Annotated in this window: 13 protein-coding genes; 11 read left to right on the top strand and 2 right to left on the bottom strand. The window is 56.3% G+C overall.

Annotated features, from left to right (window positions below):
• Positions 1 to 32: 32 nt before the first annotated feature.
• The 4 genes from B347_RS0109715 (at position 33) to B347_RS0109730 (ending at position 2,288) form a co-directional block, all read left to right on the top strand.
• Positions 33 to 596 (top strand): carboxymuconolactone decarboxylase family protein, encoded by a 564-nt coding sequence (locus B347_RS0109715; protein WP_019409518.1) that lies wholly within the window; start codon positions 33 to 35, stop codon positions 594 to 596.
• Positions 597 to 795: 199 nt separating this feature from the next.
• Positions 796 to 927, top strand: coding sequence for a hypothetical protein (locus B347_RS27035; RefSeq protein ID WP_019409519.1), 132 nt, complete (start codon positions 796 to 798; stop codon positions 925 to 927).
• 225 nt (positions 928 to 1,152) lie between these two features.
• A complete protein-coding gene (locus B347_RS0109725) occupies positions 1,153 to 1,497 on the top strand; it encodes a hypothetical protein (protein ID WP_081498278.1) in 345 nt (114 codons plus the stop codon).
• Between the two features lie 29 nt (positions 1,498 to 1,526).
• The gene (locus B347_RS0109730) at positions 1,527 to 2,288 is read left to right on the top strand and encodes an SDR family oxidoreductase (RefSeq protein WP_019409521.1); all 762 of its coding nucleotides are present in this window, start codon (positions 1,527 to 1,529) and stop codon (positions 2,286 to 2,288) included.
• A 1-nt stretch (position 2,289) separates the two neighbouring features.
• On the opposite strand, the gene B347_RS0109735 is transcribed toward B347_RS0109730, so the two are convergent.
• A complete protein-coding gene (locus B347_RS0109735) occupies positions 2,290 to 3,294 on the bottom strand; it encodes an AraC family transcriptional regulator (RefSeq protein ID WP_033387581.1) in 1,005 nt (334 codons plus the stop codon).
• A 102-nt stretch (positions 3,295 to 3,396) separates the two neighbouring features.
• Here B347_RS0109735 and B347_RS0109740 point away from each other — a divergent pair, with 102 nt between their 5' ends.
• Positions 3,397 to 4,647 (top strand): MFS transporter, encoded by a 1,251-nt coding sequence (locus B347_RS0109740; protein WP_019409523.1) that lies wholly within the window; start codon positions 3,397 to 3,399, stop codon positions 4,645 to 4,647.
• Positions 4,648 to 4,701: 54 nt separating this feature from the next.
• Here the strand turns inward: B347_RS0109740 and B347_RS0109745 are convergent, their stop codons facing one another.
• Positions 4,702 to 5,616 carry a LysR family transcriptional regulator gene (locus tag B347_RS0109745; RefSeq protein ID WP_019409524.1) on the bottom strand — a complete coding sequence of 305 codons (915 nt, stop codon included), beginning with the start codon at positions 5,614 to 5,616 and terminating at the stop codon, positions 4,702 to 4,704.
• A 288-nt stretch (positions 5,617 to 5,904) separates the two neighbouring features.
• Here B347_RS0109745 and B347_RS0109750 point away from each other — a divergent pair, with 288 nt between their 5' ends.
• The 6 genes from B347_RS0109750 (at position 5,905) to B347_RS0109775 (ending at position 14,405) form a co-directional block, all read left to right on the top strand.
• The gene (locus B347_RS0109750) at positions 5,905 to 6,927 is read left to right on the top strand and encodes a zinc-dependent alcohol dehydrogenase family protein (protein ID WP_019409525.1); all 1,023 of its coding nucleotides are present in this window, start codon (positions 5,905 to 5,907) and stop codon (positions 6,925 to 6,927) included.
• A gap of 323 nt (positions 6,928 to 7,250) precedes the next feature.
• Positions 7,251 to 8,690: a hypothetical protein gene (locus B347_RS0109755; protein WP_019409526.1), complete on the top strand. Its 1,440-nt coding sequence runs from the start codon at positions 7,251 to 7,253 to the stop codon at positions 8,688 to 8,690.
• 145 nt (positions 8,691 to 8,835) lie between these two features.
• Positions 8,836 to 10,485 (top strand): VRR-NUC domain-containing protein, encoded by a 1,650-nt coding sequence (locus tag B347_RS0109760; protein ID WP_019409527.1) that lies wholly within the window; start codon positions 8,836 to 8,838, stop codon positions 10,483 to 10,485.
• On the top strand, positions 10,482 to 12,734 hold the full coding sequence (locus tag B347_RS0109765) for an ATP-dependent DNA helicase (protein WP_019409528.1): 2,253 nt from the start codon (positions 10,482 to 10,484) through the stop codon (positions 12,732 to 12,734). Before B347_RS0109760 ends, B347_RS0109765 begins: the two co-directional genes overlap by 4 nt.
• Before the next feature lie 54 nt (positions 12,735 to 12,788).
• Positions 12,789 to 13,178 (top strand): RidA family protein, encoded by a 390-nt coding sequence (locus tag B347_RS0109770; protein WP_019409529.1) that lies wholly within the window; start codon positions 12,789 to 12,791, stop codon positions 13,176 to 13,178.
• A 15-nt stretch (positions 13,179 to 13,193) separates the two neighbouring features.
• Complete coding sequence (locus tag B347_RS0109775; protein WP_019409530.1) at positions 13,194 to 14,405, top strand: amino acid deaminase; 1,212 nt, start codon at positions 13,194 to 13,196, stop codon at positions 14,403 to 14,405.
• Positions 14,406 to 14,442 lie beyond the last annotated feature (37 nt).

The raw sequence follows: 14,442 nt of genomic DNA on the forward strand, positions 1-14,442 counted from the left end.
CGATGCACAAAGACCTGTAAGGAGTTTGCCAGATGCCGCTTCAATCACGCCTCACGCCACTTGCCAATGATCAAATGAATGACGCCCAGCGTGCGGTACTGGCTGAGATCCTCAGTGGACCAAGAGGTAATCTGGATGGACCTTTCCTGGCCTGGATTCACAGTCCGCAACTGGCTGATCATGCGCAGCGCCTGGGAGCTTTTTGTCGTTATCACACGCGCCTCGAGTTGCGCCTGACTGAGTTGGCAATTTTGTTCACCGCCAGTTGGTGGCAGTCCCAAGCCGAGTGGCAGATCCACGAGCCCATCGCTCGTGAGGCGGGCGTCAGTGATGCGGTGATTGAAGCACTGCATCAGCAACGTGAGCCTGATTTCGACCGCGATGACGAGCGCGTCGTATACCGTCTTGCCAAGACGCTTTACCAGACTCGCCGGGTTGACGAAGCACTTTATGGGCAGGCGATCGAAGCCTTTGGTGAGGCTGCGGTGGTCGAGTTGGTTGGCGTTTTGGGCTACTACGCGCTGGTCGCCATGACCCTCAATGTGTTTGCCGTGCGCCGGGATACCTTAGCACCACTGCCCTTTATCGAGCCTTAGGGGTCGGGTGCGATGCCTGCCCGACCGCTTAAAGACTCTCAGGCTCGCCAAAGAGCATTTTGGCTTCGTACTAGCATGGTGGTGATAGCCTGAAAAAGACGAAATGTGCTCCCATTCGCGCCGGGTGTGCAAGCGATAGCGAATAGCGATTTCTGACGCGGGCCGTGTGGTCATGTACCGGACTACGGAAAATGACCGTATGGAAGGTCTTGAAAAAGCGGCGTATGAATTGAACGTCTACCACAACCATCTTGATGTTCTGCTCTTCATGCACAAGCAATGTGCAAATGAAGAAGTGAACGCTGCCCATGCTGGTGTGCTGGCTCCCTAAGTGACGTTTCGAGTGAGCCAGGCTCTATCATGAGCTATCTTTCATGCATGCACCTTTCTGACAATTCGCTGGAAAATGCCCCATGAGAGACCTGCCGCGCCAGTGGTTGGTCAGCGAGGCACTGAGAGTCCAATGATTGTATGAGTGAGTTATGAGCATCCGTTCATGCTGCGATGAGGAGACTTCGCTTTAGTCCCGACGCCGCATTACCTAAAGTAGTGGCGCGTGCCTACTCATATCATCTTCCTCGTGCTTTTCGCCGCGCTCCTGCATGCCAGTTGGAATGCGCTGCTGCGTAGTGGTGCCGATCGGTTGTGGTCTATGACGGTGATGTGCATTGCTATCGCCATCACCAGTGTCGTCGCCGCAATGTTCATGGTGCCCCCCGCGATTGAGAGCTGGGGCTACGGGGTGCTTTCGGGGTTGCTGCATGGTGCGGTATCAGCATTGCGCGAAACCAGCGTGCTGTTTGCGGTGTTGATCGGCTATGTGTTTCTCGGTGAGACGCTTACCACCCGCCGGATACTGGCGTGCGTAGTGATCGCCAGTGGCACCTTCATCATCGGCTAATACAGCCAACGGCCCAGGAGTTATGTGTAATGGTGAACGTCTGGCAGGCACCGCTGATTCTCATTACGGGTGGAAGTCGTGGAGTGGGGGCCGCAACGGCCCGGCTGGCGGCCGCGCGAGGTTATGACGTCGCGATCAGCTACGTTGCCAACAAGCCTGCAGCGCTGGCTGTGGTTGCGGATGTGCAAGCATTGGGGCGCCGGGCGTTGACGGTGCGGGCCGACAGTGCGGATCCCCAGCAGGTGGCCGATTTGTTCACGGCCATCGATCGCACCTTCGGACGCATTGACGTATTGGTCAATAACGCCGGAATGCTGGCACCTCAGTCACGTATGGAAGACCTCGGCTTCGAGCGTATGCAGCGCATCTTTGCGGTCAATGCCATTGGGCCAATTCTCTGTGCCCAACAGGCGGTGAAGCGCATGTCTTACCGTCACAACGGCCCGGGCGGCGTGGTGATCAATGTCTCATCGGCCTCCGCTCGCCTTGGCAGTCCCAATGAGTACGTCGACTATGCTGCGTCAAAGGGGGCGTTGGAGACGTTCACCATTGGCTTTGCAAAGGAGGTGGCTCGGGAAGGCATACGCGTTAACTGTATTCGCCCCGGACATATTTATACCGAAATGCATGCCAGTGGCGGTGAGCCGGGGCGGGTCGATCGGGTCAAGGACTCGATCCCCATGGGGCGGGGCGGTCAGCCTGAGGAAGTGGCACGCGCGATTCTATGGTTGGCGAGTGCGGAGGCATCGTTCGTTACCGGTACATTCTTGGATGTAACGGGCGGTAAATGAGTCAGAGGCATGGATCATCGACTACTTGCACTTGGTTTGAAGTAACAGCGGGCTGCCTCACCTTACGACTTAGCCCAGGTGTTTTGCCCGTAATGCGCTTGAATGCACGACTAAAAGCGGCCTGCGATGTATAGCCCAAACGCTGCGCTACCTCTTCAATCGGTAGCCTTTCAAGGGTCAGCCACTGGCTCGCAAGCCGCATTCGCAGTTCGGTGACATAACGCAGCGGGGCCATGCCAATCGTCGCCTGGAAGCGGTCCGCGAAGACCGAGCGTGAGCAATTGCAGTGCGCTGCCAACTGCGCAACGGTCCAGTCGTGGCCCGGTTGCTGATGGAGCGCTAGCAGTGCACCGGCCAAGCGTGGATCGCGCAAGGCGGCGACCAGGCCTGAGGCATTGCCACATGCACACTCTACCCAGCCGCGAACGACCATGGCTGCCACCACGTCGGCCAAACGCGCGAGGATACCGGCGAAGCCGATACGCGCGGCGCTAACCTCGCGTTCCATGGTTGCCAGGATCGGTACCAGACCGGGGTAACGCTGGCCGCCGGCATCAATCAGCATCAGGCCTGGCATCAGCCTACCAAGGCCATGGATACTGCCCAGTTCAAACTCCATACAACCACTGAACAAAATAGTGCTCGGCGTGAGGCTGGCATCGACTCCGGTAGCCACTGCGCTGACGGTTTCACCGAGCGGGGCGCTGTCTAGACGGTTTATGTCTAGAACAGGCGCGTCTGGATGTGAAAGCAGTTGATGGGCCGCGCCATGGGAGATGAACACGGCGTTGCCGGCAGACAGCTCGTAGAGGGTGCCATCCTCCATTCGCAGCACCGCATTGCCGACGGCTATGAAGTGGAACCAGGCGTGCCTAGGCTTTTCCGTGAACCCCAAACCGAAGGTAGGGCCTGTCTGGATACGCCGGTATTCGACACCACGCAGGCGCATGCCGCGCAAAAGCTCGTTGATGAGGTCGGAGGAGAGCGCAAATTGATCAGCAGACATCATTTAGGTGTTTTGGTCAAAAAGTAGAGATTTTCAATCATAGATCATCCAGATTCAGGCGCCTAGACTTCGGCTCGCAATGAAAATTGGGAGATCCGTACAATGAACGACTGTGTCTGTAATGCCGTACCCGACCGCCATCCTGGTGTCGGCTTGGATGTAGAACCTGCGACCCCCGCGTGGATGGCGGTCTTTTCGTTGGCAATGGGGGTATTCGGTTTACTGACCGCTGAGTACCTTCCGGCCAGTTTGTTGACGCTGATGGCTACTGACCTAAGAGTGTCCGAAGCACTGGCTGGCCAAGCGGTAACGGTGACAGCAGTAGTAGCGCTGTTCGCTGGCTTGTTGGTGCCAGGCCTAACCCGTGGCATTGATCGGCGTTGGGTGTTGCTGGGGTTTTCCACGTTGATGGTCGCTTCCAATCTGTTGGTCGCCGTTTCCTCCAGCTTCGCGGTGCTGTTGTTGATGCGCATCTTGCTGGGTATTGCCCTTGGCGGGTTCTGGAGCATGGCGGCGGCGGTAGCGATGCGGTTGGTGCCGAGTGCTCTACTACCCCGGGCGCTATCGATCATTTTTAGCGGCATTGCCATCGGGACGGTCGTTGCAGTGCCGCTGGGCAGCTATCTGGGTGGGCTGTATGGCTGGCGCAGCGCGTTCTTTGTAGCGGCGGCGGTAGGAATGGTGACCCTGGCTTTTCAGTCGTTCACTCTGCCGCGTCTCGCGCCGCGTCGACCAGCAAGACTGCGCACTGTTTTAGAGGTGTTGCTGCGCCCAGGCATAGCCGTGGCGATGTTCGGTTGTGTGTTGGTGCACAGCGGGCACTTCGCGATGTTCACCTATGTTCGGCCATTCCTTGAAGGAACTACCGGCATTGGCCCGCAAGGGCTGTCACTGATGTTGCTGGGGTTCGGTGTGGCCAACTTCGTCGGTACGCTGTTGGCCGGGAGGCTGCTGGAGCGTCACCCTCTTGCCACTCTGGTATTGATGCCCGCAGTGGTGGGCATTGCAGCACTGGCGTTGGTGCTGTTGCCAGCATCGTTGCCAGGGCAGGCGATACTCCTGGCGATCTGGGGCTTGGCTTTTGGTGGTGTGCCGGTGGCGTGGTCGAATTGGGTTGCCAGTGCAGTACCTGATCAGGCGGAAAGCGCCGGAGGCATGGTGGTGGCATCTGTGCAGTCCGCCATCGCAACAGGCGCCGCCGCTGGCGGTGCAGTGTTCAGCTTCGGCGGCAGTGCAGGCGTTTTCGTCGCAGCGGCCGTGCTGATGCTGTTGGCAGCGCTTCTGGTTGCGCTGCGGGTCCGCGTCCCTTCTGCCAGTGGCGTTCGCCAGCCCAAGCCCGCGCTGCACCTTTGATCCGGTTCTATGAAAACGCAGAAATGATCACATAAACAGCCCGCCAGACGGCTTCTATAGACTATCTGGGTCGCCAAAAAACATCTGAATCCGCGACCGCAACCAACGCTCCCCTGGATCGTTGTCCTGTGCCCCTCGCCAGGCCATGTGTAATTCAAAGGCCTGAGTATCCAGTGGAGGATCTTCTGCCCGTACGCCACCCGCTGCCGTCAGGGCTTCAGCGGTGTAGTCAGGGACGGTGGCGATAATGTCGGTGCCAGCCAGCAGTGTGCTGAGGCCATTGAACTGTGGGACGGCCAGCACTACGTGGCGTTTGCGGCCCATTTTTTCCAGTTCGGTATCGATAAAGCCGCTTAAGTCACCGGCGAATGAGACCAGTGCATGCGGTCGCTCGCAGAAGTCATCCAAGCTCAGTGCGCCAGGCATGGAGTCTGCCCGCAAGAGCTTGGATTTGCTGCGTCGCAGCACTTTGCGCTTGGCGTTGGCGGGCAGGTCGTTGGTGTAGCTGACGCCGACCGATATCTCGCCCGACGCCAAAAGCGGTGGCATTAGGATGTAGTTGACCCGACGAACCACCAGGACGATGCCTGGCGCCTCTGCCCGTAAGCGTTTGAGCAGCAGTGGCAGCAGCGCAAACTCAACGTCATCAGATAGTCCAATGCGAAACACTGAAGTGCTGGTGGCGGGGTTGAACTCTGATGCACGGCTGACGGCGGTAGAGATAGAGTCCAGCGCCGGTGACAGTAAGGCGAAGATTTCAATCGCCCGCGCTGTCGGTTCCATGCTGCGCCCTGTGCGGACGAATAAAGGATCATCGAACAGATTTCGCAGGCGCGACAACGCAGCACTGATCGCCGGCTGCCCCAGAAAAAGCTTCTCGGCTGCACGGGTCACACTGCGTTCATGCATCAGGGTTTCGAAGACGATCAGCAAGTTCAGATCGACGCGACGTAAGTCGTTACGGTTCATCTGGCGGTTTCACTGGAGGGTCAACGGGGATTCAGGAAATGGATCTTACTGGCAAAGGTGATAAATCGTCACTCGGTAGATTGGTTTTCTCGGTTTGATGCTGGAGATATCGCCTTGTAAAAACGCGTATTTCCCCCTTTTTATCAGCGCAAATAGCACTTTTTTGTGGCGAGAAAATGTCTGTGGATCAATGACAGGCATGTCGACTATTAATGCTGTCTGTTAGTCTTGCGCACAAAGCCCGGATAAAGTCCCGTGGTATTAGCGATTAATAAGGCGAGGTTTGCGATGTCGCGCACGATCCGTTTCCACAAGTTTGGCTCAGCTGAGGTGCTCAAGTGCGAAGAGCACGAAGCCGCTGCGCCTGCGCCTGGTGAAGTGCAGGTGCGTGTCGAGGCTATCGGCATAAGCTGGTATGACGTGCTCTGGCGGCAGAATCTGGCCCCAAGCCCTGCGCGTTTGCCGGCGGGCATCGGCCATGAAATGGCGGGGATTGTCACCGCTGTCGGTGCGGGGGTTGATGATTTGTCGGTAGGCGACAAAGTGGCGAGCTTTCCGGCTCAAAGTGCCAACGACTACCCCGTGTATGGCGAAGTAATTGTGATGCCACGCTCAGCCCTTACGCGCTATCCGGACATTTTGACCCCGGTTCAGGCCAGCACTCATTACACACCAGTGCTGATCGCGTATTTCGCGTATGTCGATCTGGCGCGAGTTAAGCCTGGGCAAACGGTGCTTATTACCGATGCCAGCCACTGTGCCGGTCCCTCGTTTGTGCAGTTGGGCAAGGCCTTGGGCGTCAAGGTGATTGCTGCCACCAAAGAAAGTGAAGAGCGTGATTGTCTGTTGAACTTGGGTGCCGACCACGTGATCGTGACCGAAGAGCAAGACTTGTTGATGCAAATTAATAAGATCACCGATAACCGAGGTGTAGACGCGGTTTTTGATGGTCTTGGCGGCCCTCAAATGTCGGTGTTGGGCGATGTGCTAGCCCCCCGTGGCAGCCTAGTGTTGTATGGCCTGCAAGGTGGTAATCAGACTCGACTGCCAGCCTATGCATGCTTTCAGAAGAACATTCAGTTTTTTGTTCACTGCATCGGTAACTTCACCGGCAAGCCAGAGTTGGGCATTGTCCAGGACGTAGAGGCTATTCAGCGCGCTTTGCGTGAGATCAACCAGTTGACTGCCGACCGTGTGTTGCTGCCTCTGGAAGTGAAAGTGTTCCCGTTTGAAGAGTTTGTTGAAGCCCATCGTTTTATGGACGATTGTCCATGCCGCGGGCGAGTCGCGTTGCAATTGACTCCGGCTTGACGCTTGGTGAAGCCTGCACAATCCACACTCTAATGATGATGCCGCCCTTGAATGACTGATTCAGGGGCTTTTTTTTGCGCGTAATTAAACGTTTTTACTCGATTTTGTGTATCCCAGTTTGGATCAATGTTTTTTTCAATCGTTTTAACAGATTTGTTCAGATGCTCTCTGGTCGCGGAAATATTCTTTTGAGTGTGTTTTCATGTAGGTCTATTCCTGTGCATATGTGAGTCCTGTCTGTTATGAACTGAAGCTGTAAGGTAAGTGTGGGCGTGTTCCATAGGGCTGCTGATAATACAGCTCTCTAATTGGAGGGATAGCCCATGAGTAATTATCATGAACAAGCCATGCGTTTTGTTTATCAACAAGTTCTGCACCGGTTATTGGGTTTCTTTAGTCGCTCTGAACGCATTGCCTTGCAGCTACTTATTCAACGTTTGTTAGTCGCAGCGGGAGGCGTTGAGCGTATTGGTCGTTATCGGGTGATGGTGGTGCATGAAGGCGGCAAAGAATGCGCCTATATGTTGGCTTTTCTGCGGGCCGCTCAACTCAGTATCGCGGGCCGCACGCCTGAGACATTTATGCTCCGTATTGCCGTATTGCGCCAACCTCGAGTGACCGCCAAGTTGATGGATCGAATACAGGCGCAATGCAGTGAATTGTTTATGTATGACGACCCGCGCGTAGAGTTAGTGCTCGTGGATGAGGCCCAAATAAGTCATCTAGACAAGCATAGGCCCACTGGTTTAGAGCGACTGCAACCCGTTATGGAACGCACGCAAGTGCTGATGTCAGGGCACCTCACACAAGGTGATGCTCGTGCGACGTTTTTTTATACCGATCTTTTGTCCCGCGCCAAACTCTATCGCCGTGCCTGCGAATGGGGCGGGGAGGTGGACGCTTTAATCGATCGACGGCCACCCAAGCACCTGGGTGAATACATGGCGTGGATTCAACGGGTCGCACAACAACAAGGGCATGTGTTGAATGATCAGCACTTGCAAGGTTTTGCGGGGGCCGTGAAATTATGTTCAAAACTGGATGACGAGTATAAACATTTGTTGTGCCTGTCTGCGCCAGTAAGGCTCACCGCAGCAGAGGCCGATAATAAAGTGAATGTGATCAATGTATTCGATTGTCTCTCCTGCGAGATAGATATTTTGCGTTCTCAGGTGCTGATGTTTATTGAGGGTGTAGGGGATATAAAAGTGCTGGATATTGAAGAGCCGCAAGCTGCTGTCGTGTTATTGACAGCGCACTTGCAAGGTTTGCGGGGTATCTATCAGCAGGGGCTTGAGTACCGTGTGGGGGTGGAAGAGTACTTGCGTCGCGTGGCCATCGAAAATCAAACCAACGAGCGTTATAAAGGCCAGTTAATAAAACAGATGGGGGTCACCTTCAATACGCCTAAGCGCATAGAGAAACTGCGCATGACTGTGACGCAATACCTCAGTGAGTTACACGGGGTTAACGACGAACATTTGGGGTGCTTTATGTATTCACCGTTTGTCGAGCAAGCGCGCGGACTCAAGGCTTTTCTAGAGCATTGCTACCCCGAAAAACTACAATCGCTGGATGAACTTCGCCAGATTTTGATGAACCCTAACGCGACATCAACCCCTGACGCCCTTTGGCTCGAATCTGTGAGCGGGCTGCCTTTTTCATCGCTTCGCGTGTTGTTCAACATGCAAAAGATAGATTTTACGTCCGGCGATTCCTTGATTGGCACCCTGTGGGTTCATGACCCCAACAATCAAACGTGAATTATTTTCTCCAGTGCCCGTCAGCCAGCCCGGCTGACGGGCGGAGTGAAAGGAAACCGCTCATCCAATAGGATTTGCCACATCGGTGGGCTAACTGCTATCTGTATGCATAACCAGTAACCAAAACCAGTGGTTTGTTCTGCCTGTGATTTCTGATCCCCTTGAAGACCCGCTTTACTACCTTAAAAACTTTCAGCACGTGCTCGACTGGGTCGCCGCGCGGTACGCGGACGTCTTGAACCCTGACGAGCAACAGTTCGTTACGGGTTTCGGACAGTTGCCTGGCGCCTCTCAAGCCTTGTGGGTCCGCATGGCTATGCGCAAAGGGGCGCATTTTCGGGCCAGTAAGCTGAACTACCCTGAAATCGGCGATACGCGATCTGCTGCGACAGCCCTTTTGACCCATGGGTGGGTGTGTGATCGCGCGCCTTTGGCGCTGGTTGAGGTATTTGATGTGTTGACCAAGCCTGAGATTCTTGGCCGTTTTGGTCCGCACCTCGCCCAGCCCAAGGGTAAAAAGAGCGAATGGCTTGATGAATTGACCGCTGAGTTCACTCAGCCGCAAAGCATGGCCGAATGGCATCCGGCGTTAGATGAACACCTTTATACCCTCAACCATCGTGCGCTGTGCGATCGCCTACGGCTGATGTTTTTTGGCAACCTGAGCCAGGGTTGGTCGGATCTGGTCTTGGCCGATCTAGGGTTGTTTAACTATGAAAAGGTTGATTTCAGCCCTGAATCGCGTGCCTTGCGCTCTCGGCCCGACATTGACGGCTACCTGCATCTTTATGCCTGCCGCGAACAGTTTGAAGCGGGCGGTGATACGGACGAGGTGCTGGCGCAAATTCTCGACTACCACACCGACAATCGCTGGCTGCAAAGGCGTCGCGCACGCTTGTTGTTCCAGTTGGGGCAGTATCACGAACGAGCAGGGGCGTTGGCTCTGGCGTTGCAGGTTTACCGGCACAGTGGCTACGCCGAAGCGCGACTGCGCATCGTTCGGGTGCTTGAACTGCTGGGCGAGTACGCGCAGGCCTTAGCCCTCACTGAACCCTGCGAAGACGCGCCTTTCAGCGATGCCGAAGAGCAGCAACTGCTGCGGGTGCTCCCTCGGCTGCGGCGTAAACTGGGGCTGGCGGCACTTGCGCGTCCCAAGGTTGTGCCGATCGAGCGTTTGGACTTGAGCCTTGAGCGCAATGAAGCGCTCTCAGTTGAGTTCAAAGTGGTGAGCCACCTCCAAGCCCCCGAAGCGCCGGTGTATTACGTAGAAAACACCCTGATAAACGGTTTATTCGGCCTGCTGTGCTGGCCTGCCATTTTTGCGCCTTTACCGGGAGCGTTTTTCCATCCTTACCAAAGCGGACCGGCCGACTTGCTGGACCAAGATTTTTACCCCAGGCGGGCGGCTTTGTTCGACGCCTGTCTGGCGCAGTTGGATAGCGGCGATTACCTAGACACCATCCGCACTACTTATGCCGCCAAATTTGGCGTGCAATCACCTTTTGTGGCGTGGGATTACGTGAGCGGGAGCCTGCTTGAAGACGCTTTGTTGTGCCTACCGCCTGAACACCTGAAGGTCTGGTTCCGACGTTTACTGCAGGACATAAAAACCAACCGCGCAGGTATGCCTGACCTGATTCAGTTTTGGCCCGCGCAAAAAACCTACCGAATGATTGAAGTCAAAGGACCTGGCGACCGCCTGCAAGATAACCAACTGCGCTGGCTGGCTCTGTGCGAGCAGCACAAAATGCCGGTGACGGTGTGTTATGTGCAATGGCAGGAACCCGGCGCTTGAACTATCGCGTAGCAGTGCGTGCCTTGTGCGAATTCACGGCCAAGGTCGGCGATCTTGACCTGCGATTTACCCCGTCGCCCACCGCACAGCAAGGCATCGCCGGGCACCGCACCGTGGCCTCGCGGCGCAGCGCGGGCTATCAGGCCGAAGTGAGTCTGGAAGGGCAGTACCAAAGTCTTAGCGTACGCGGGCGGGCAGACGGATATGACCCGCAGGGCAATGTGCTCGAAGAGGTCAAAACCTATCGCGGCGACTTTGCTTCCATCCCCGGCAACCATCGCCAATTGCACTGGGCTCAGGCTCGAATTTATGGCTGGCTGCTGTGCCAGAGCCTCAAATTGCCCGAGGTCCATCTGGCGCTGGTGTACTTCGATATCGTCAGCGAGAAGGAAACCCGGGTTCAAGAACGTTGGAGCGCGGGGGACCTAGAACAGTTCTTTAATCAGCAATGCGCGCTGTTTTTGAGCTGGGCAGAACAAGAAATGCGCCATCGTCAGGCCCGTGATGATACGGCGCAGCACTTGGCATTTCCCCATGCGCAGTTTCGTACCGGGCAGCGTGCCTTGGCCGAGGCGGTCTATAAAACCGCCAGCGGTGGTCGTTGTCTGATGGCGCAAGCGCCCACCGGAATTGGTAAAACCATCGGAACCTTGTTTCCCTTGATCAAGGCCATGCCCAAGCAGCAACTCGACAAGTTGGTGTTTCTGACTGCCAAGACCCCCGGTCGCAAGTTGGCCCTAGATGCAGTGCAGGTCCTTTTCCCTGCAGAGGCTGACGTTCCCCTGCGGGTGTTGGAGCTGATTGCGCGGGACAAGGCTTGTGAATACCCGGAGAACGCCTGCAATGGCGATGCCTGCCCATTGGCCAAGGGCTTCTATGATCGCTTGCCTGCTGCACGTGCAGCGGCAGTTGAGCAATCACCGCTGGACCAGCAAACACTGCGCAACATAGCCTTGGCGCATCAGGTGTGCCCGTATTACCTGGGGCAGGAAATGGCCCGGTGGGCTGATTTGGTGATCGCCGACTACAACTACTACTTCGACTTCACGGCTTTACTCTATGGTTTGGGCCAAGCCAACCAGTGGCGGGTCGCTACGCTGGTGGACGAAGCGCACAATTTGGTAGAGCGGGCGCGGCAGATGTACAGCGCCAGCCTTGATCAGCAAACCCTCAATAACGTACGCCAAAACGCCCCGGTGCCACTCGATAAATCGTTCAAGCGCCTGAATCGGGAATGGAATGCCCTGCACAAGGACCAAGTCGGGCCTTACCAAGTGCACCCGCAACTCCCGGCTAAATGGCTGAACGCGTTGTCAGGCTGCATCACCGCCATCGGTGACTACCTCAACGATCACCCACAAGGTCTTGCGGGCAACCTGCAAGCGTTCTACTTCGAAGCTCTGCAATTCAATCGGGTTGCAGAGCTGTTTGATTCACACTTCTTATTCGACGTCAGCGTGCGCGATGCTGGCAAAAAGCGACTGTCACAGCTCAATTTGCGCAACATTGTGCCAGCCGGGTTTATCGGCCCGCGACTGGCTAGCGCACAAAGTAATGTGCTGTTTTCGGCCACGCTCAGCCCGCGGACGTATTACAGCAATCTGTTGGGGCTGCCGACCGACACGGTATGGATTGACGTCGAGTCGCCGTTTAGCGCCGAGCAACTGACGGTGCGGGTGGTCAACCAGATTTCGACCCGCTATGTGCACCGCCAAGCCTCGTTGGCGCCGATTGTAGAGTTGATCGCTCACCAATTTGAACAGCGCCCCGGCAACTATCTGGCGTTTTTCAGCAGTTTTGACTACTTGCAGCAAATTGCTGAATTACTTGCCGAGCGCTTTCCGCATGTGCCGCAGTGGTTGCAATCGCGGCGCATGGATGAAGCGGCGCGTCAGGGCTTTCTCGATCAATTCACCTTGTCGAGCCAAGGTGTTGGTTTTGCGGTGCTGGGCGGTGCTTTTGGCGAAGGGATTGATTTGCCCGGTGCACGGTTGATTGGCGCGTTTGTCGCCACCTTAGGTTTGGCGCAACTGAACCCGGTAAACGAGCAGATCAAACAGCGTATGACCGGATTATTTGGCGCCGGATATGACTACACCTATCTGTATCCAGGGGTCCAAAAGGTAGTTCAGGCCGCTGGGCGAGTGATTCGAACTCAGAGCGACCAGGGGACTTTGTTCTTGATCGACGACCGCTTTGCCGAGCCCAAGGTGCAGCAGTTGCTGCCAAGTTGGTGGCAATTGGGCTGATTAGGTGGCGTGTGGCACACTGCCCAGCCTGTCCAGTTAATCGAGTTCACTACTATGAGCATCAAACGTTTCGGAACCGGTGCTGTGGGCGCTGGTGGTCAACCCTTGCCATTCGCCCGTGCTGTCGAGGCCGATGGCTGGTTGCACGTGTCGGGGCAGGTGGCCATGGAAAACGGCGAAATCATCAACGGCGGGATTGTTGAGCAAACCCACAAAACCATGCAGAACCTGATCGCCATCCTCGAAGAAGCGGGTTATGGCCTGGAAGACGTAGTGCGCGCTGGTGTGTGGTTGCAAGACCCGCGCGACTTCTGGAGCTTCAATAAGGTCTTTGCTTCGTACTTCAAGAGTGAGCATGCGCCAGCTCGCGCCTGTGTGCAGGCCATGATGATGGTCGACTGCAAAGTCGAGATCGACTGTATTGCCTACAAAGCCAAGGCCTGACCACGAGGTAAGCCAATGCCATTGATCAACGCACAGGTGCCCAAGGGCGCCACCACTCCTGGCGACAACTTACTGCGCGACGTGAGCTTGCCCGCGCTGGTGATGCATCGTGCTGCGCTTGAGCACAACATTCGCTGGATGCAGGACTTCGTCACGCGCAGCGGCGCGGTGCTGGCACCGCACGGAAAAACCAGCATGGCCCCCGCCTTGTTTCGCCGTCAGCTGGAGCAGGGCGCTTGGGGCTTGACCCTGGCCAGCGCTGTGCAAACCCGCGCGGCCTATGCGGGTGGCGTGCGTCGGGTACTCATGGCCAACCAACTGGTGGGTCGACCCAATATGGCGCTGATTGCCGAGCTGCAAAACGACCCCGCGTTCGAGTTTTACTGCCTGGTAGATCACCCGGAAAACATTGTTGCGCTGGGCGAGTTTTTTGCCGAGCGCGGACAGCATCTCAATGTGATGATTGAATATGGCGTGGTGGGCGGGCGTTGTGGCTGTCGCAGCGAGCAAGAAGTGCTGGCATTGGCGGCTGCCATCAAGGCTCAACCGGCCTTGGCTCTGACCGGCATTGAAGGCTACGAAGGAGTGATACACGGCGAGCAGGCTGTCAGCGGAATTCGTGACTTTGCGGCCTCGTTGGTGCGTCTTGCCTTGCAACTGCAACAGGATGGCGCGTTTGCGCAGGACAAACCCATCATCACCGCATCGGGCTCGGCTTGGTACGACCTGATCGCCGAAGCGTTCGCCGCAGAAGCGGCCAGCGGACGTTTCCTTAGCGTCCTGCGCCCTGGCAGCTACGTGGTTCACGACCATGGCATCTACAAAGATGCGCAATGCTGCGTGCTGGATCGACGCAGTGACTTACAGGAAGGCTTGCGCCCGGCACTGGAAGTCTGGGCGCATGTGCAATCGTTGCCAGAGCCAGGATTAGCGATCATTGCCTTGGGTAAGCGTGATGTTGCCTACGATGCCGGATTGCCTAAGCCCTTGATCCGCTACCGCGAAGGTGTTGTGCCTGCTGAGGGCGATGACATCAGTGAGTGTCGAGTGACTGCGGTGATGGATCAGCACGCCTTCATGAGCATCGCGCCGGGCGTGCAACTGCGCATTGGCGACATCATCAGCTTTGGCACCTCCCACCCGTGTCTGACCTTCGACAAATGGCGCAGCGGCTGCCTAGTCGACGAGCAATTTAACGTGTTGGAATCGATAGAAATACAGTTCTGACACCATAGGAACCGGTGCAGCCTGGTTTTGCCTACGA

This window comes from Pseudomonas psychrophila HA-4, assembly GCF_000282975.1.
GTDB lineage: Bacteria > Pseudomonadota > Gammaproteobacteria > Pseudomonadales > Pseudomonadaceae > Aquipseudomonas > Aquipseudomonas psychrophila_A.

Bases quoted from the DNA above. Each gene is read 5' to 3' on its own strand.
- B347_RS0109715 (WP_019409518.1), top strand. From the start codon at position 33: ATGCCGCTTCAATCACGCCTCACGCCACTTGCCAATGATCAAATGAAT.
- B347_RS27035 (WP_019409519.1), top strand. From the start codon at position 796: ATGGAAGGTCTTGAAAAAGCGGCGTATGAATTGAACGTCTACCACAAC.
- B347_RS0109730 (WP_019409521.1), top strand. From the start codon at position 1,527: ATGGTGAACGTCTGGCAGGCACCGCTGATTCTCATTACGGGTGGAAGT.
- B347_RS0109735 (WP_033387581.1), bottom strand. From the start codon at position 3,294: ATGTCTGCTGATCAATTTGCGCTCTCCTCCGACCTCATCAACGAGCTT.
- B347_RS0109740 (WP_019409523.1), top strand. From the start codon at position 3,397: ATGAACGACTGTGTCTGTAATGCCGTACCCGACCGCCATCCTGGTGTC.
- B347_RS0109745 (WP_019409524.1), bottom strand. From the start codon at position 5,616: ATGAACCGTAACGACTTACGTCGCGTCGATCTGAACTTGCTGATCGTC.
- B347_RS0109750 (WP_019409525.1), top strand. From the start codon at position 5,905: ATGTCGCGCACGATCCGTTTCCACAAGTTTGGCTCAGCTGAGGTGCTC.
- B347_RS0109755 (WP_019409526.1), top strand. From the start codon at position 7,251: ATGAGTAATTATCATGAACAAGCCATGCGTTTTGTTTATCAACAAGTT.
- B347_RS0109770 (WP_019409529.1), top strand. From the start codon at position 12,789: ATGAGCATCAAACGTTTCGGAACCGGTGCTGTGGGCGCTGGTGGTCAA.
- B347_RS0109775 (WP_019409530.1), top strand. From the start codon at position 13,194: ATGCCATTGATCAACGCACAGGTGCCCAAGGGCGCCACCACTCCTGGC.